The sequence below is a fragment of the Paraburkholderia acidisoli genome, from assembly GCF_009789675.1.
GTDB classification, from domain to species: Bacteria; Pseudomonadota; Gammaproteobacteria; order Burkholderiales; family Burkholderiaceae; genus Paraburkholderia; species Paraburkholderia acidisoli.
In genome coordinates, this window is record NZ_CP046913.1 from 1,644,161 (window position 1) to 1,661,126 (window position 16,966).

A 16,966-nucleotide genomic window follows, 5' to 3' on the forward strand; every position below is an offset into this window, starting at 1 on the left:
ACGCGCCCGCGATGCGCGCTATCGCGCCCGGGGTATCCGGCGTGCCCGGTCGGGCTGTTAAGCTTACGCTCGCGCCGGACGCCCCGCCGGCCGCAGCCGCTTCCACGACTCTTCCAGACGAGACACCATGCCGAACACGTCGCCCGACGCTCCCGTTGTCGTCATTGCTCCTGATTCTTTCAAAGGCTCGCTGAGCGCGGACGGGGTCGCCGCCGCGATCGCCGAAGGCATTCGCCGTGTGCGCCCCGACGCCGACATCCGCATTCGCCCGATGGCCGACGGCGGCGAAGGCACGCTCGACGCCATGCTTTCCGTGGGCGGCGAGCGCCGCGTCATGAACGTCGAAGGCGCCGCGCGCGCGCGCCGCGACGCCACGGTCGGTCTGCTCCACGACGGCAGCGCGATCGTCGAGACGGCCGAAATCGTCGGCATCACGGATCCCGTGGGCATGGGCGCGCCGGTCACGGCGCGCAGCACGCGCGGCATGGGCGAAGCGATTCGCGCGCTGCTCGACGAAGGCGTGCGGCGTTTCTACGTGGCGCTCGGCGGCAGCAGCACCAACGACGGCGGCGCGGGTCTGCTCGCGGGCCTTGGCCTCGCCCTCTTCGACGCCGACGGTCGCGCGCTCGAACCCACGCCCGAAGCGCTCGCGCGCGTGGCGCGCGTGGACGTGTCGGGCCTCGACGCCCGCCTCGCGCAAGCGAGCTTCGTCGGCATGTCCGACGTCGACAATCCGCTCACCGGCGACCACGGCGCCACCGCCGTGTTCGGCCCGCAAAAAGGCGTGACGCCCGACCAGGTCGCAACGATCGACGCCGCGCTCGGCCGCTTCGCCGATCTGCTCGAAGCCGCGCTCGGCCGTCGCGTGCGCGACGAAGCGGGCTCGGGCGCGGCGGGCGGTCTCGGCTTCGCGTTGCGCATGCTCGGCGCGAGCTTCGAACCGGGCGCCGAAGTGGTTGCGCGCACCATCGGTCTGGACGAAGCGCTCACGGGCGCCAACTGGCTCATCACGGGCGAAGGCCGCTCCGACGTGCAGACGCTGCACGGCAAGGCGCCTTTCATCGCCTGCCGCCACGCGGCGGCCGCGCGCGTGCCGGCCACGCTGCTCTCGGGCGCGGTCGACGCCGCCGCGTTGCCGCGTCTGGCCGAGCACTTCGCCGGCTGCTTCTCGCCGGCGCCCGGCCCCATCACGCTCGACACGGCAATCCGCGACGCCGCGCGCCTGCTCGCGAACGAAGCCGAACAACTGGCGCGGCTCAAGTACGCCTGAGCGGCGCATGACGCGGTTCGCGATACCTCGCCTCGCGCCGCGTCTTCTCACCGCGATCCACAGTAAGCGATTAATAGATTCGTGCACGGCGCCACGCGCGCCAGCCGGGGGCGGGACAAGGGTTTCGACGCGTTGACCGGCGCGCGGGATGGGGCAACAATCACGCAATCGCGACACGATCGCGCCCTCTCCCGCGACCAGACCAGGACTCCCATGAAGGCCAGCAAAGGCGGACTCGAGCAATTCCTGACCTATCGGCTGCATGTCCTCAACAAGCTCTCCGAACGGGGCGCGAGCGAACGTTATCAGTCGAAGCTCGGCATCACGCTGCCCGAGGCGCGGCTCATCGCGGCGGTCGGCGCTTTCGGTCCGTTTTCCGTGATGGAGCTCGCGCGTCACGCGAGTCTCGACAAGAGCCAGGCGAGCCGCGCGGCGGAAGCGCTGATGCGCCGTGGCTTGCTGAGCCGCGAGACGAGCGAGCAGGACGGCCGCCTCGTGCTCGTCTCGCTCACCGCCGACGGCCGCGAGCTGTATCGCAAGGTCATGCCGGTCGCACGCAAATGGAACGTGGACCTGTTCGCGAGTCTCGACGAGAGCGAACGCGACGCGCTCGCCCGTGCGCTCGACAAGGTCATCGAGGCGATCCACGCGGAACACTGAGCGGTGCGAGGCGATAAACAGATTCGATGAGTGGCGCGGCTCCCGCCCTCGTCTGCGCATCGACAAATCCGGCGCGTAAAAACAAAAAGGCCACGTACCGTTGGGTACGTGGCCTTCTTTCTTCGTGGTGCGTGAGGCCGGACTCGAACCGGCACACCCTTGCGGGCGTCAGGACCTAAACCTGGTGCGTCTACCAATTTCGCCACTCACGCGAATTCTCGCGCTTCACGCTGCCGACCGCTCGCGTCCAGGCTCTACGCCCTGCCCACAATCCGGCTCGCAATTTCCCGCGTTTTTCCTGCCTGCTTGATGCCTGCTTGCTGCCTGTTTCGTGCGCGCCCTGTTTTTTCCACGCGCGCCCGGCGAGTCCTCGCCAGTGCGGCCCGAAAGCGCCAAGCGCGAGATTCTAACCGATTGCCTGGCGCTTGTCTGCACCGCGGTCTGCACGTTGTCCGCACCCCGGTTGGCGCCACGTTCTGCCTCGCGCCAAGCCCGGCCAGCGCGCCTTCGAGCCCGCGAGCGGCGCCCGACCGCGCGAGCCGCCCGATCCCACGGTGCTAGAATCGCGGCTCCGCGGTCGCGGCGCGCTGCGGCCGTTTCGCAGACGCGGCGCACGCAGCATCGCCCCACACTTCTACGCCGTGAATTTCGACGATTACTGCCAGCAAAAGGCGGCGCCTCCCGGATCGAGCACTTACTACGCGCTGCGCCAGGCGAGCGCGGCGCGCCAGCCGCTTTTGACCGCCCTTTTCGCGCTGCGCCGCGAACTCGAAGAGACCGCCAAGGAAACCAGCGATCCTACCGTGGGCCGCACGAAGCTCGCCTGGTGGCAGAAAGAACTGGCCGCGCTCGCCGCCGGCACGCCCTCGCATCCGGTCACAAAGGCGCTCGCCAGTCATCTGCACGATGCCGGTGCGACCTATCCCGAATTTCACGCCGATTTGCAGGCGCTACTCGCGGGCTTCGAAATGGATTTCGAGCAGGCGCGCTATCTCGATCTGCCGAATCTGCGCCGCTACCTGAACGGCGTGGGCGGCATGTTCGCAACGCTCGTCGCGAAACTGAGCGCCCGCAACGAAGCGGAGCGCAGCGACGCCGCGCGCTGGGCGGCGCCGCTCGGCACGGCGCTCGTGATGGCGCAGTTCGTGCCGGAGCTCGGCAACGACGCGCGCCACGGCCGCATCTATGTGCCGATCGACGAATTGCAGCGTTACAACGTCACCGCCGCCGACCTCATCAACCGCCGCTACAGCCCCGAATTCACCGAGTTGATGCAATTCCAGACGGCGCGCGCACGTGAAGCCGTGCACGCCGCGCTCGACGCAATGCCGGCCGCCGCGCGTCGCGATCAACGTTGCCTGCGCGCGCTCGCGGCCCTGGAACTCGCCTTGCTCGACGAAGTGGAACGCGAGCAGTTTCAGGTGTTGCATCAGCAGATCGCGCTCACGCCGATCCGCAAACTGTGGATTGCATGGCGCGCCGCGCGCCGTGCCTGACTCACCTCGCACGCATCGATCGCGTGCGTCGCTCGGCGTGTCGTCTGGTACGTCGCTTGGTACGTCGACAAATCACGCGCGCAGCAACGGCAGCGGTGCGAAACGCTGCTGCAGGACCGCCTGCGTGTCGAGACCCCACCACGGGCCGAGCACGGTCGCGTAGATCTGCCGAAAATCGACGCTCACGGGCAAATTGCCATTGCCATCGAGCCGCGCGAGTTGTGGCGCTTCGCCGTAGAGTCCACCCGCCACGCGCCCGCCCGCAACGAAATGCGCGGCCGCCGTGCCGTGATCGGTGCCGCGGCTCTGGTTCTCGCGCACGCGCCGCCCGAACTCCGCATACGTGACGATGAGCGTGCGATCCCAGCGCCCGAGTTCGACCAGCGCGGCGCGCATCGCGACCATGCCGTCGGCGAACTGGTGCAGCAGGTCGGCGTGACGTTGCGGCTGGTTCTGGTGCGTGTCGAAACCGTTGAGCGTGAGGCGGATCGCCGCGACGCCCTTGTCGGGTATCGGCGCGCCCTGGGCCGTGTCGCCCGACGCGAGCGCCTGCATCGCGGTCTTGATCGACGCGCCGAACGCGCCCTGCGGAAACGACGTTTTCAACCCATACGCGCCGGCACGCGGACGCAGTTGATCGGCGGCGTGCACGATGTCGTTCTCGACGTCGAGAATATGCGCGAGCGCGGGATTGCGCTCCTGCAACGCGACCGGCGTGACGAAGCGCGAGGCGCGCGCAAACTGCGCGGGATTCACGAGGGCGATGGCGCGGGCGCCGTTCGAGAGCGGACCCATCTCGGCGCTGCCGAGCACGAGGGCATCGGCGGCGAAACCGCGCGGCACCGGCGCGTTCGCGAACGCGCGCGTGAGCCAGCCTTCGCGCAGATATTCGTCGGAGCGCGAGGCCGTGTCCCAGATCTCGATCGAGCGGAAATGCGAGAGATTGGGCTGCGCGTAGCTCACGCCCTGCACGATCGCGAGTTCGTGCGCGCGCCACATCGGCATGAGCGGTGCGAGCGACGGATGCAGCGCCGTGCGCTCGTCGAGTTGCACGACCTGCTCGCGCGCGATGCCGATGTTTTGCCGATAGCTGCGATACAGCGGATCGGCATACGGAATCACGGTATTCAGGCCGTCGTTGCCACCCTTGAGTTCGACGAGGATCAGCAGATTGCCGTAGCCCGCACCTGCGCTCCGATGCGCAACGCCCTGGGCACGCGCCACGCCCGGCAGCCACAGCGAGGTCGCGGCCATGGCGCCGGCGGTGAGAAACTCGCGTCGTTTCATGCATGACCTCGTTGATGGATACGGCGGCTCGTCGCGCCGCCAAAATACGTTGTAGTCGCTCGCGCTTGCATTTCGGCCTGCCTTCCAGTTGTCACTTCAACTGATACACCGGGTCCATCAGCAAGGCCTGCAGATACGCGCCGGCACGGCTGCCCGCCGCGATCGCATCGACGGGCGCGAGCGGCAGCACCGCGTGCTGCATCTGCAATTGCGCCGACAGACCCGGCGCGGCGTCGGCCGCCAGACCGTAATGCGCGAGCCAGCCGTCGAGATCGAAACGCATGCCGCCTTGCGCCGGAACGCGCTTCGCCGCGCCCGGCGCAGTCATCGCGTTCGAAGCGGACGCGCCCGCTTCATTGGGCTTCGCCGGCGCGGCGATCTTCGTCATCGCGCCCGTTGTACTACTCGTCTTCATGGGCCGAGCGGCTTCTGTAGCACGAAACAAGGCGTCAACAAACTGTTTGCGCGCGAGCAGCGTCGAACTGTTGATCCAGGTCGCGCCGCCGGGCCAGCCTTTCACGTTCGGCGGATAAAACAGATTCTCGCCGAGCGCGGCCGAGCGTTGCGCGAACGGCAGCGTGTCGCCATACGCCACGTCGAAGCGCCGCATCGTGCCGACGATGAACTCCACCGGCGAACTCACCAGCACGCCGCGATTTGCTTCGTCCCAGAATGCGGGCGTGAGCAGCAGCGCGCCGAGCGCCGTCTTGATGTCGTAGCCGCTGGCGCGAAAGCGCGCGGCCACCGCGTCGAGTTGGGCATCGTCGGGTTGCGGCGAGACGAACTCGCGCCAGAGTTTCGTGCAGATGTAATGCGCGGTTTGCGGCTGAGCCAGCAGGATGTCGAGCACCTGGTCGCCGTCGAAGGCACCCGCGCGGCCGAGCACGGTCTTCTCGCCGTCGTCGTGCAGGTCGGCGCGCCAGACGAACGCCGAAGTATCGGGATCGAGACTCCAGCCCGTGTAGGCGCGCGCCGCCTCCGACACATCGCGCTGCGTGTACTGCCCTTCGCCGAGCGTGAACAGCTCCATCACTTCGCGCGCGAAGTTTTCGTTCGGGCGGCCTTTGCGATTGCTCGCGCCATCGAGATACAGCAGCATCGCCGGATCTTTCGCAACGGCATGCAGCATCGACGCAAAACTGCCGAGCGCGTCGCGCCGCAAGGTGGCGTTCTGCGCGGCCATCAACTGCGGCTCGCCCACTTTGTCCTGTCCGCACGCGAAATGATCATGCCAGAACAGCGTCATGCGCTCCGTGACCGGCGAAGGCGTGACGAGCATTTCGCGCATCCACCAGGCGCGCAGCGCGTCGTAGTGCTGCGCGCGTTCGCGTTGCGCGGCGCGCTGCTCGTCGGGCGTCCAGGCGCGGCGTTGCGCGCGGCTCGGCAGCGCTTGCGCGATCCAGTCGGGCATGGGCGTGACCGGCTCGACGCGCGCGGTGGCGAGCACGCGCGCCACGGCGTCGGCGCGCGTGAGGCCGACGTACGGCGCGACTTCGTCGGCGCGCGGCGCGAAGCCCGTGCGGATGAGCAGATGGCGCGCGTCGTCGGCGTCGACGAGAACGCCGTCGTCGCCCGATTCGCGGGTTCGCGATACGATGCGCGTCGGATTGCGTTTGGCTTCGCTCATGATTGGGGGGCGCGCCGCGACCGGCATGCGCGATTCACGAATGTAGCGGTTTAACGGCCGCGCGCGAGCGAATGTTGACGGTGCCGGCCTGGCAAATTGCAACCGGATTTTTCAGCGTGGCGATCGCGTTGCCACGGGACGCTGCCTGATGCGACGCAAATCGACTTAATGCCACGTAATGCGACGTAATGCGACGTAACGCGCCATGGGGTCGCGCACGACTGGCATTTCGAACGCGCGTCATGAACGTCGATGCCGATACCGGCCGGCCGGGCACGAATCGCGGGAATAGTCGCAGCGGGAAGAAGTGGACAGCGGAGAGTGAAACGGGGAGGCGGCAATCGCAAACCGCGAGAACGATAAGCGGAATCAGCGCTTGTACAGTTCGCGCACAGCGTCTTCGATGTGCTGGCGCAGCAGACGGCGTTCGTCGGGCGTCATGTGGCCGTCGCGGCGGCGTTGATCGAGATCGGGCGGCACGGCGGCGCGCAGGCTCAGGTCCGAGGCGGGACGCGGGGGTGCCTCGCCGCGAACGCGCCGCATGGCGAACTTGCCGCCCGGTGCGCGGCTATAGGACAGGGAGTGGTCGTACCGGTCTGCGGAGGGCTGGGCCCGGGCCGGCACCGGTTCGAATGCAGCGACCACGCCACCGGCGAGCGCCAGTGCGAGCATGGTGTGGCGCATTCTCGGCCTGACCCCTCCCATCGTTTTGTTCCCTTCTTGACGCGGCAAACGGCTACCTCGGATACATGTGCAAACCCGGCTTTTTCACGGGCTGGAATTTAAAATCGAATGAAGTATCTACCGAACAGCCGCTGAACGTAAAGAAGTCTATCTGTCAGTGCTTGATGTCGTAGCACAGCACGGGTAAATTTTGTAACTGACTGTAACCTCATAATCGGTGCAAACTCGCACCCCTATCCAATCGCGCTAAGATGCCAGGCATGGAAACCAAGAACCCGTCCAAAATTCTCGTCGTCGACGACGATCCCCGCCTGCGAGACCTGCTGCGCCGCTACCTCGGCGAACAGGGCTTCAACGTGTACGTCGCCGAAAACGCACCGGCCATGAACAAGCTGTGGGTGCGCGAGCGCTTCGACCTGCTCGTGCTCGACCTCATGCTGCCCGGCGAAGACGGGCTGTCGATCTGCCGCCGTCTGCGCGGCAGCAACGACCGCACGCCCATCATCATGCTCACCGCGAAGGGCGAAGACGTCGACCGTATCGTGGGCCTCGAAATGGGCGCCGACGACTATCTGCCCAAGCCGTTCAATCCGCGCGAACTCGTCGCGCGCATTCACGCGGTGCTGCGCCGTCAGGCGCCGTCGGAACTGCCGGGCGCGCCTTCGGAAACCACCGAGGTATTCGAGTTCGGCGAATTCGCGCTGAACCTCGCCACCCGCACGCTCACCAAGGCCGGCCAGGAAATTCCGCTCACCACGGGCGAATTCTCGGTGCTCAAGGTGTTCGCGCGTCATCCGCGCCAGCCGCTCTCGCGCGAAAAGCTCATGGAACTGGCCCGCGGCCGCGAATACGAAGTGTTCGACCGTAGCCTCGACGTGCAGATCTCGCGTCTGCGCAAGCTCATCGAGCCCGATCCGGGCAGCCCGCGCTTCATCCAGACGGTCTGGGGTCTCGGCTACGTCTTCATTCCCGACGGCGCGGCCTGATGCGGCATGAAGCACGGAGCCCGCGGCTCCGCGGTACGCCCAACGTCGCGCAGGGCTCATCAGTTCACAGGAAGGTTTCATGCGGATTGACCGGCGGCTGCTGACGCTCGCGTTCGGCGACCTGTTCTGGCGCACCTTCCTGCTCATCGCGCTGCTTATCGCGGTCAGTCTCGCGGCCTGGTTCCAGAGCTTCCGCGTGATCGAGCGGGAGCCGCGCGCGCAGCGCGTGGCGCTTCAGCTCGTTGCCGTGGTCAAGCTCACGCGCACCGCGCTGCTCTATTCCGATCCCGATCTGCGCCGCGCGCTGCTCCAGGATCTGGAGAGCAACGAAGGCGTGCGCGTGTATCCGCGCGAAGCCACGGACAAGTACAAGCTCCAGCCCGACGAGTCGCTCAATCGGCTGATCGAACACGACATTCGCGGCCGGCTCGGCGACGACACCGTCATCGCGCAGTCCGTGAACGAGATCCCGGGCGTGTGGATCAGCTTCAAGATCGACGACGACGACTACTGGGTCGCGCTCGACCGCGATCAGCTCGACAACGTCACGGGCCTGCAATGGGTTGGCTGGGGCGTGTCCGCGCTCGCCCTTTCGCTGTTCGGCGCGGCCTTCATCACGAGTCTCGTGAACCGGCCGTTCGCGCGGCTGGCAATGTCGGCGCGCATGGTCGGCTCGGGGCAATCGCCCGCGCAGTTGCCCGAAAGCGGCATGGGCGTGGCGGCGGAAACGAATCGCTCGTTCAACCAGATGGTGCGCGATCTCGAGCAACTGGAAGCCGACCGCGCGCTGATGCTCGCGGGCATCTCGCACGACTTGCGCACGCCGCTCGCGCGGCTGCGGCTCGAGACCGAGATGAGTCCGTCGGACCAGGCGACCAAGGACGCGATGATCGACGACATCGAGCAGATGGACATGATCATCGGCCGCTTCCTCGACTACGCGCGGCCTTCGCAGCGCGTGACCGAGCGCGTCGATCTCTCCGTGATCGCGGGCGAGATGGCCGCGCGCATGGCCACGGAAGACGGCGTGCGGCTCATCACGCGGCTCGCGCCTTCGGCCATGGTCGAAGCCGACGACACCGACATGCGCCGCGTGGTGGGCAATCTGCTCGAGAACGCGCGCAAGTACGGCGCGAGCGAAACCGACGGCATTCCGCACATCATGATCGAAACGCGCGTGTCGCATTCGCGCGTGGAGCTTTCGGTGGTGGACGAAGGCCCCGGCATTCCCGAGGATCAATTGTCGCTGGTCACGCGGCCGTTCTATCGCGTCGATACGGCGCGCACCCAGGCCAATGGCACGGGGCTCGGCATGGCCATCGTGCAACGGCTCGTGGGCCGCTATCGCGGCGCGCTGCGTTTGCGCAACCGCTTGCCCGGTCCCGGCCTCGAGGTCACGATCGAGTTTCCGCTCGCCAAGGGCACCGTGGTCTGACGGTTTTTGAAGCCGGGTCTCCCGCGAACGTCAACGCCGCTCTTCAACGCAAATTCATCGCTTCATCATGGGCGGCGCACGCTCGCAGCACGCGCCGCCCGCTCCTGCGACAATCGGTTCATGGGGGCGCGCATGCGTCCGGTCGTATCCCCGTCTTCAGGATCTCCACCATGAAAACCGTCGGCGACAAGCTCGAAGCGTTCACCGTCACGGCCGCGAAGCCCGGCTTCAATCATCCCGACGAAAACGGCGAGTCGGCGTTCGTCGAACTCACCGAGCAGAGCTTCCCGGACAAGTGGAAGATCATCTACTTTTACCCGAAGGACTTCACGCTCGTATGCCCGACCGAGATCGTGGCGTTCGCGCGCCTCCTGAAGGAATTCGAGGATCGCGAAGCGGTCGTGTTCGGCGGCAGCTGCGACAACGAATACGTGAAGCTCGCGTGGCGCCGCGAGAATCCCGAACTCGACCGCCTTAATCACCACTCGTTCGGCGACACCAAGGGCGAACTGATCGATCAACTCGGCATTCGCGACAAGGAGGCCGGCGTCGCGTTACGCGCGACCTTCATCGTCGATCCCGACAACACGATCCAGCACGTCACGGTGAACAACCTGAACGTCGGACGTAGCGCCGAGGAAGTCCTGCGCGTGCTCGATGGTCTGCGCACCGGCGAATTGTGCCCCGGTGGCCGCGAAATCGGCGGCGCGACGCTGTAACGCGGCGTTTGGAGTGCATCGTCGCGGCCTCAGGTTGGGTCCGCCGCGGCGCGCGCGGGCAGACGGTTGCGTATGGCCGTTTCGCACGGCCGCTTCCATTCCAGCACACGCTTTTCCAGCAGTTGCCAGGAGAGATGCGCGAGCAGCACGGCCAGCGCGAATTGCAGCGCGAGCGCGATGAGCGTCTGCGCGTCGTCGGGCACGTGCAGGCGCGCGTAGAAGCCAGGCGCGACGCCCAGCCGTGACGGCACGAGATTGTGGAACAGATAGAAGCCGTAGCTGATCGTGCCGAGATACGCGAGCGGCCGCACCTCGAGCGCACGCACGATCAGGCTGTCCTGGCAGCGCACGAGCCACAGGAATAGCGCGCCGAGCGAAAGTGCCAGCGCGATGTCGAGCACGCCTGGCAGCATGGCCATGGATTGCGCGGGCTCCGCCCCACACGCTGCGCACTGCGCCCGGGCCAGCGCGCATCCCACCACCGCCGCCGAAGCCGCCACGAGCCACGCCGCGCTCGCCGTCCGCGAGCGCACCGTCACGCTCGAGCCGCCGATCGCCAACGCGCCGCCAAGCGCGAGCATGGCGAAATTCCACGGCGAAAACGCGTACACGAGCGGCTCGATCGCGCCCTCGGCATAGAGCGCGAGATGGGCGAGCGCCGCCGCGCCGATCACGAGCGCGCACAGCAGCCCATGCCGCGAGGCGCGCACGAACAGCAACGCGAACGGCGCGACGAGATAAAACTGCTGCTCGACCGCGAGACTCCAGAAATGCGAGACCGTGCCGGGCCAGCCGTCATGCACCACGCCGATCCAGTAATTCGAGAGGAATACGAAATGCCACGCGAGCCCGAGATCGACATCGCGTTGATAAAAGCTCGCATGCGCGATCGTGAGCGCGACGAGCAACAGGTAATAAACGGGGAAGATGCGCAGCGCGCGCTTCATGAAGAACACGTACAGCAGCGCGGCACGGCGCGCGCCCTGCTCTTCGATACGCAGCCGGCTGCGATGCAGCTCGCCGATGATCAGATAGCCGCTGATCAGAAAGAACAGCCACACACCGATCTTGCCCACGTCGACGGCATCGACATGCGCCTTGTGCGAGAGAAACACGAGCACGACCGCGAGCGCTCGCAGGCCGTCGAGACCTTTCACGCGTCTTTCGATTCCCGCCATTGTCCTCCCCACTTCCGGTTAAGGAGCCAGTATGGGACGACAAAAAAGGAAATTAATCGGCAAGAAAAAGACTCGCAGATCGTTGCAGATACAACGATCTGCGCGGTGCGGCGAGCAGGCACGCGGCCTGCTGCCAATGCGCGCCCTGACTGGCGGGACCCGCGCGTTTAGCCCCTGAAATCAGGGCTAAAACACGCGAAAGCCCGCTCAGGCGCGCGTGAGCAGCACCGCCGCTTGCGCCTCGATACCTTCGCTGCGGCCGAGATAGCCAAGCTTTTCGTTGGTCTTCGCCTTCACGTTCACGCGGTCGACAGGCAATTGCAGATCTTCGGCGATGGTGGCGCGCATCGACTCGATATGGGGCGCGAGCTTCGGCGCCTGCGCGATCACCGTGGTGTCGACGTTGATGAGCGTGAAGCCCGCTTCCTGCACGCGGCGCAGGCATTCGCGCAGCAGCACGCGGCTGTTCGCGCCGTAGAACTGCGTGTCGGTATCCGGAAAGTGGCGACCGATGTCGCCGAGGGCGGCCGCGCCGAACAGCGCGTCGGTGATCGCGTGCAGCAGCACGTCGGCGTCCGAGTGGCCGAGCAGGCCGCGGTCGTAGGGAATCGTCACGCCGCCGATGACGAGCGGGCGTCCCGGCACGAGCGCATGCACGTCGTAGCCTTGTCCGATTCTGAGGTCCATGTGTGAGTTCCGGTTGATGAATGTGAGGCGCGACGAGGCGCTCAGTGGGCGACCCCCGCGCTCATTGCGCGGGACCGCTCAGGATCGCTTCCGCGAGCGCGAAGTCTTCGGGGTACGTCACCTTGAAATTGCGCAGGCTGCCTTGCACGAGGCGCGGCGTGTGGCCCACGTATTCGATGGCGCTCGCTTCGTCGGTGAGATCGTGCCCTTCGTGCTGCGCGCGCTCGATCGCCGAGCGCAGCATGCCGATGCGGAACATTTGCGGCGTTTGCGCCTGCCAGAGGCCGTCGCGTGCTTCCGTGCGGCCAATACGCGCGCCGGGCGCGGCGCAGGCTTCGGTGGTGACGCGCTTGAGCGTGTCGGCCACGGGCAGCGCCATGATGCCGCCCACGGCGTCGTCCTTCAGCGTGTCGACCAGGGTGCGGATCAGACCGGGCGTGATGCCGGGGCGCGCCGCGTCGTGCACGAGCACCCAGTCGTCGTCGTTGGCGCCGAACTCGGTGAGCGCCTTGAGGCCGTTGTACACCGAAGCCTGGCGCGAGGCGCCGCCGCAACGGCGCGCGGCGTAGCGCAGGCCGTCGAAGCGCGCGTCGTCGAAATACGTGTCGTCGGGGGAAATCACGACCAACGTCTGCGCGAATTCCTCGCAAGCGTCGAAGGCGGCAAGCGTAAAGTGCAGGAGGTCACGTCCGGCGACGATTCGATATTGTTTCGGCATGGCCGACCCCGATCGGCTGCCGGTGCCGGCGCACGGAATCAGGGCAAAAAGGCGTGATGTCACGGAGTCGCGAACCGCATGAGTCAAAGTAAAGGACGGATTTTATAATAGGTCCCTTGTCCGCACGGTCTTTGGCCGCAATCGCGCGCTCGATCCGGTCGATTTCGATCGAATTCGACCCGTACACGACCGGTTTTGCGCGGTGATGGAGCGGCCAGGGCGGTGAATCGACGGCGCTTTCGAGCGAATGCTTTCGATTTGCTGACGAAATACGCGAAAAATTCGGCAATGTGCAGTTTGCGAGCGCGTTTTGCACTTGAAGCGCAGAATCCGGCCCCAAACTGAACTGGCTAATTGCGGCGCGCCACGAGGCGGCCCACCTCGCCCCAGCCGCCGGCAAGCTGTCCCGATTTTGGCACACGATGCCGATATAACCACGAGCGTCCACGCGAGCGATTGTCGCGCGCGGTCGATCCATCCGTAGCCTATGTCCGATATCGCCGCTTCCTCGCAGTCCCCGTCCGCACCGTCTCCCGTCGCCGTCGTCAAGGCGGGTCAGCGCTACGCGTTCGACGGCACGCACGGTTCGTCCGATGCGCTCCTGATCGCCCGTTACCGCGACGCCGCGCGGGGCAACGCGGGCCAGCCGCCGCTGCTCGCCGTGATCTGCGCGAGCGCCGTGGACGCCCAGCGGCTCGCGCAGGAAATCCCGTTCTTCGCGCCGAACGCGCGCGTGCGTCTGCTGCCCGACTGGGAAACGCTGCCCTACGACACGTTTTCGCCGCACCAGGACCTCGTTTCCGAGCGGCTCGCCACGCTGCACGATCTCGGCGAAGGCCGTTGCGACATCCTGATCGTCCCGGCCACCACGGCGCTGTATCGCATGCCGCCCGCCTCGTTCCTCGCGGCCTACACGTTCTCATTCACGCAGGGTCAGCGTCTCGACGAAGCGAAGTTCAAGTCGCAGCTCACGCTCGCCGGTTACGAGCACGTGAGTCAGGTGGTGCGCCCCGGCGAATACTGCGTGCGCGGCTCGCTGATCGACCTGTTTCCGATGGGCTCGCCGCTGCCCTACCGCATCGACCTGTTCGACGATCAGGTCGATTCGATTCGCGCGTTCGACCCGGACAGCCAGCGCAGCCTCTATCCGGTCAAGGAAGTGCGGCTGCTGCCGGGCCGCGAATTCCCGTTCGACGAAGCCGCGCGCACGGCATTTCGCAGCCGCTGGCGCGAGGTGTTCGAGGGCGACCCGAGCCGCGCGACCATCTATAAAGACATCGGCAACGGCGTGCCCTCGGCGGGCATCGAATATTACTTGCCGCTCTTTTTCGAAGACACGGCCACACTGTTCCACTATCTGCCCGAGAACGCGCAGCTCGTGTTTTCCGGCGATCTCGAAGCGTCGATCCGCCGCTTCACGAACGACACGAAGCAGCGCCACAGCTTTCTCTCGCACGACCGCGAACGGCCGATACTCGAACCGAAGCGGCTGTTCCTGACCGACGAAGACTTTTTCACGCTCGCCAAGCCGTTCGCGCGCCTCGTGCTGCCCGCCGCGAGCGAAGGCGGCTGGGCCGCGCCGCTGCCCACGCTCGCGATCAACCGTCACGCCGACGACCCGCTCGCCTCGTTGCGCGGCTATCTCGACACCACGAAGAACCGCGTGCTGTTCGCGGTGGAGTCGGCGGGCCGCCGCGAGACCATCGCGCAACTGCTCGCCGAGAACCGTCTGCGCCCCGCGTCCGCCGACAGTTACGAAGACTGGCTCACGAGCGAGGAGCGTTTCGTGCTCGGCGTCGCGCCGCTTTCCACGGGCTTTTCGCTGCCCGCCGAAGGCCTCGCCGTCATCACCGAAACGGAGCTGTACGGCCCGCTCGCGCGCCGCGCGGGACGCCGCCGCCAGGAACAGGCGAGCAACGTCGACTCGATGGTGCGCGACCTTTCCGAGCTGAAAGTGGGCGACCCGGTCGTGCACGCGCAGCACGGTATCGGCCGCTATCACGGCCTCGTGACGATGGATCTCGGCGAAGGCGACACCGAATTCCTGCACCTCGAATATGCGAACGGCAGCAAGCTCTACGTGCCGGTGTCGCAACTGCACGTGATCTCGCGCTATAGCGGCGCCGACCCGGAAAGCGCGCCGCTGCACGCGCTCGGTTCGGGCCAGTGGGAAAAGGCGCGCCGCAAGGCCGCCCAGCAGATTCGCGACACCGCCGCCGAACTGCTCAACCTCTACGCGCGCCGCGCCGCGCGCGAAGGTCACGCGTTCGCACTGGAACCGAAGGACTACGTGAAGTTCGCGGAGAGCTTCGGCTTCGAGGAAACGCCCGACCAGGCGGCGGCCATCGCGGCCGTGATCGGCGACATGACGAGCGGCAAGCCGATGGACCGCCTCGTGTGCGGCGACGTCGGGTTCGGCAAGACCGAAGTGGCGTTGCGCGCGGCGTTCATCGCCGTGATGGGCGGCAAGCAGGTCGCGATTCTTTCGCCCACCACGCTGCTCGCCGAGCAGCACACGCAAACCTTCACCGACCGTTTCGCCGACTGGCCCGTGCGCATCGCCGAGCTTTCGCGCTTCAAGAGCGCGAAGGAAGTGTCGAACGCGATCACGCAGATCAACGACGGCAGCGTCGACATCGTCATCGGCACGCACAAGCTGTTGTCGTCCGACGTGCAGTTCAAACGCCTCGGCCTCGTGATCATCGACGAGGAACACCGCTTCGGCGTGCGCCAGAAGGAAACGCTCAAGGCGCTGCGTGCCGAGGTGGACGTGCTCACGCTCACGGCCACGCCCATTCCGCGTACGCTCGGCATGGCGCTCGAGGGCTTGCGCGACTTCTCGGTGATCGCCACCGCGCCGCAAAAGCGTCTGGCGATCAAGACCTTCGTGCGCCGCGAGGAAGACAGCGTGATTCGCGAGGCCATGCTGCGCGAACTCAAGCGCGGCGGTCAGGTGTACTTCCTGCACAACGAAGTCGAAACCATCGAGAATCGCCGCGCGATGCTCGAAGCGCTCGTGCCCGAGGCGCGCATCGCCGTGGCGCACGGCCAGATGCACGAACGCGAACTCGAAGCCGTGATGCGCGATTTCGTGGGGCAGCGCGCGAACGTGCTGCTGTGCACGACCATCATCGAAACCGGCATCGACGTGCCGACCGCGAACACGATCCTGATTCACCGCTCCGATAAATTCGGTCTCGCGCAATTGCACCAGTTGCGCGGGCGCGTCGGGCGCTCGCATCACCAGGCGTACGCCTATTTGCTCGTGCACGATCCGCAAGGGCTCACGAAGCAGGCGCAGCGCCGTCTGGAAGCGATCCAGCAGATGGAGGAACTCGGCTCGGGCTTCTATCTGGCCATGCACGACCTCGAAATTCGTGGCACGGGCGAAGTGCTCGGCGACAAGCAGTCGGGCGAAATCCAGGAGATCGGCTTCCAGCTCTACACCGACATGCTCAACGACGCCGTGAAGGCGCTCAAGGACGGCCGCGAGCCCGACCTGAACGCGCCGCTCGCCGCGACCACGGAGATCAACCTGCACGCGCCCGCGATCCTGCCCGCCGACTATTGCGGCGACGTGCAGGAGCGGTTGTCGCTCTACAAGCGGCTCGCGAACTGCGAGCACGACGACTCGATCGACGGCATCCAGGAAGAGCTGATCGACCGTTTCGGCAAGATGCCGCCGCAGGCGCACGCGCTGATCGAAACGCATCGCCTGCGGCTGGCCGCGAAGCCGCTCGGCATCACCAAGATCGACGCCGCCGAGGCCGTGATTGGCTTGCAGTTCGTGCCGAATCCGCCGATCGACGCCATGCGTATCATCGAGATGGTGCAGAAGCACAAGCACATCAAGCTCGCGGGTCAGGACAAACTGCGCATCGAAACGCGCAGCCCGGATCTCGCCGTGCGCGTGGCCACGGTGAAGGAGACGCTGCGCGCGTTGGGCGCACCGACTCGTGCGGCCGCGGCGCGCTGAGGTCGACGTGTTGGTCGATGTGTTGGCCGGCGTATTGGTCGATGTGTTGATGCCGGCGTGTTGAATCTGGTGCGTTGATGCCGATGCACCGAGACTCGGGTGTCTTGCAAAAAGCCCGCGCGTATCGCCGGTATCGTCGGTACGCGCGGGCTTTTTCTTGCGCATCGTGATGTGTGCCGCGGTTTCGCCCGACCTCGCCCGAGCCCGTGCATTCCGTGCTGCACCGCATCAGAAGCCCGTGAC

Annotated in this window: 13 protein-coding genes and 1 tRNA gene; 7 read left to right on the plus strand and 7 right to left on the minus strand. The window is 66.4% G+C overall.

Annotation, left to right across the window (positions count from 1 at the left end; translation table 11 throughout):
• Window positions 1-127: 127 nt before the first annotated feature.
• Window positions 128-1,270: a glycerate kinase gene (locus FAZ98_RS07115; RefSeq protein WP_158950121.1), complete on the plus strand. Its 1,143-nt coding sequence runs from the start codon at window positions 128-130 to the stop codon at window positions 1,268-1,270.
• A 213-nt stretch (window positions 1,271-1,483) separates the two neighbouring features.
• Window positions 1,484-1,930: a MarR family winged helix-turn-helix transcriptional regulator gene (locus FAZ98_RS07120; protein ID WP_158950123.1), complete on the plus strand. Its 447-nt coding sequence runs from the start codon at window positions 1,484-1,486 to the stop codon at window positions 1,928-1,930.
• A 125-nt stretch (window positions 1,931-2,055) separates the two neighbouring features.
• Here the strand turns inward: FAZ98_RS07120 and FAZ98_RS07125 are convergent.
• Window positions 2,056-2,142: transfer RNA gene (locus FAZ98_RS07125), tRNA-Leu, on the minus strand.
• Window positions 2,143-2,571: 429 nt separating this feature from the next.
• Between FAZ98_RS07125 and FAZ98_RS07130 the strand changes: the two genes are divergently transcribed.
• Entirely contained in the window at window positions 2,572-3,426 is an 855-nt protein-coding gene (locus tag FAZ98_RS07130) for a squalene/phytoene synthase family protein (RefSeq protein ID WP_158950125.1), read from the plus strand.
• A gap of 72 nt (window positions 3,427-3,498) precedes the next feature.
• Here the strand turns inward: FAZ98_RS07130 and FAZ98_RS07135 are convergent, their stop codons facing one another.
• The 3 genes from FAZ98_RS07135 to FAZ98_RS07145 all read right to left on the minus strand — a co-directional run bounded on the left by FAZ98_RS07135 (window position 3,499) and on the right by FAZ98_RS07145 (window position 7,012).
• Complete coding sequence (locus FAZ98_RS07135; RefSeq protein ID WP_158950127.1) at window positions 3,499-4,713, minus strand: DUF1501 domain-containing protein; 1,215 nt, start codon at window positions 4,711-4,713, stop codon at window positions 3,499-3,501.
• A 91-nt stretch (window positions 4,714-4,804) separates the two neighbouring features.
• Window positions 4,805-6,340 (minus strand): DUF1800 domain-containing protein, encoded by a 1,536-nt coding sequence (locus tag FAZ98_RS07140; protein WP_158950129.1) that lies wholly within the window; start codon window positions 6,338-6,340, stop codon window positions 4,805-4,807.
• A 369-nt stretch (window positions 6,341-6,709) separates the two neighbouring features.
• Window positions 6,710-7,012 carry a hypothetical protein gene (locus FAZ98_RS07145; protein ID WP_233272577.1) on the minus strand — a complete coding sequence of 101 codons (303 nt, stop codon included), beginning with the start codon at window positions 7,010-7,012 and terminating at the stop codon, window positions 6,710-6,712.
• A 263-nt stretch (window positions 7,013-7,275) separates the two neighbouring features.
• On the opposite strand from FAZ98_RS07145, the gene ompR reads away from it, so the two are divergent.
• The 3 genes from ompR (at window position 7,276) to FAZ98_RS07160 (ending at window position 10,164) form a co-directional block, all read left to right on the plus strand.
• Window positions 7,276-8,010, plus strand: coding sequence for an osmolarity response regulator transcription factor OmpR (gene ompR / locus FAZ98_RS07150; protein WP_027814652.1), 735 nt, complete (start codon window positions 7,276-7,278; stop codon window positions 8,008-8,010).
• Between the two features lie 79 nt (window positions 8,011-8,089).
• Window positions 8,090-9,445 (plus strand): ATP-binding protein, encoded by a 1,356-nt coding sequence (locus FAZ98_RS07155; RefSeq protein ID WP_158950133.1) that lies wholly within the window; start codon window positions 8,090-8,092, stop codon window positions 9,443-9,445.
• Window positions 9,446-9,615: 170 nt separating this feature from the next.
• Window positions 9,616-10,164: a peroxiredoxin gene (locus tag FAZ98_RS07160; RefSeq protein ID WP_158950135.1), complete on the plus strand. Its 549-nt coding sequence runs from the start codon at window positions 9,616-9,618 to the stop codon at window positions 10,162-10,164.
• 29 nt (window positions 10,165-10,193) lie between these two features.
• Here FAZ98_RS07160 and FAZ98_RS07165 read toward each other — a convergent pair whose 3' ends face one another.
• The 3 genes from FAZ98_RS07165 to ispD form a co-directional block, all read right to left on the minus strand.
• Window positions 10,194-11,342 (minus strand): acyltransferase family protein, encoded by a 1,149-nt coding sequence (locus tag FAZ98_RS07165; RefSeq protein WP_158950137.1) that lies wholly within the window; start codon window positions 11,340-11,342, stop codon window positions 10,194-10,196.
• Window positions 11,343-11,549: 207 nt separating this feature from the next.
• A complete protein-coding gene (gene ispF / locus FAZ98_RS07170; protein ID WP_158950139.1) occupies window positions 11,550-12,029 on the minus strand; it encodes a 2-C-methyl-D-erythritol 2,4-cyclodiphosphate synthase in 480 nt (159 codons plus the stop codon).
• A 61-nt stretch (window positions 12,030-12,090) separates the two neighbouring features.
• Window positions 12,091-12,810, minus strand: coding sequence for a 2-C-methyl-D-erythritol 4-phosphate cytidylyltransferase (gene ispD, locus FAZ98_RS07175; protein ID WP_158950141.1), 720 nt, complete (start codon window positions 12,808-12,810; stop codon window positions 12,091-12,093).
• A gap of 424 nt (window positions 12,811-13,234) precedes the next feature.
• Between ispD and mfd the strand changes: the two genes are divergently transcribed.
• Window positions 13,235-16,723 carry a transcription-repair coupling factor gene (gene mfd / locus FAZ98_RS07180; RefSeq protein WP_158950143.1) on the plus strand — a complete coding sequence of 1,163 codons (3,489 nt, stop codon included), beginning with the start codon at window positions 13,235-13,237 and terminating at the stop codon, window positions 16,721-16,723.
• The last annotated feature ends 243 nt before the right edge of the window (window positions 16,724-16,966 follow it).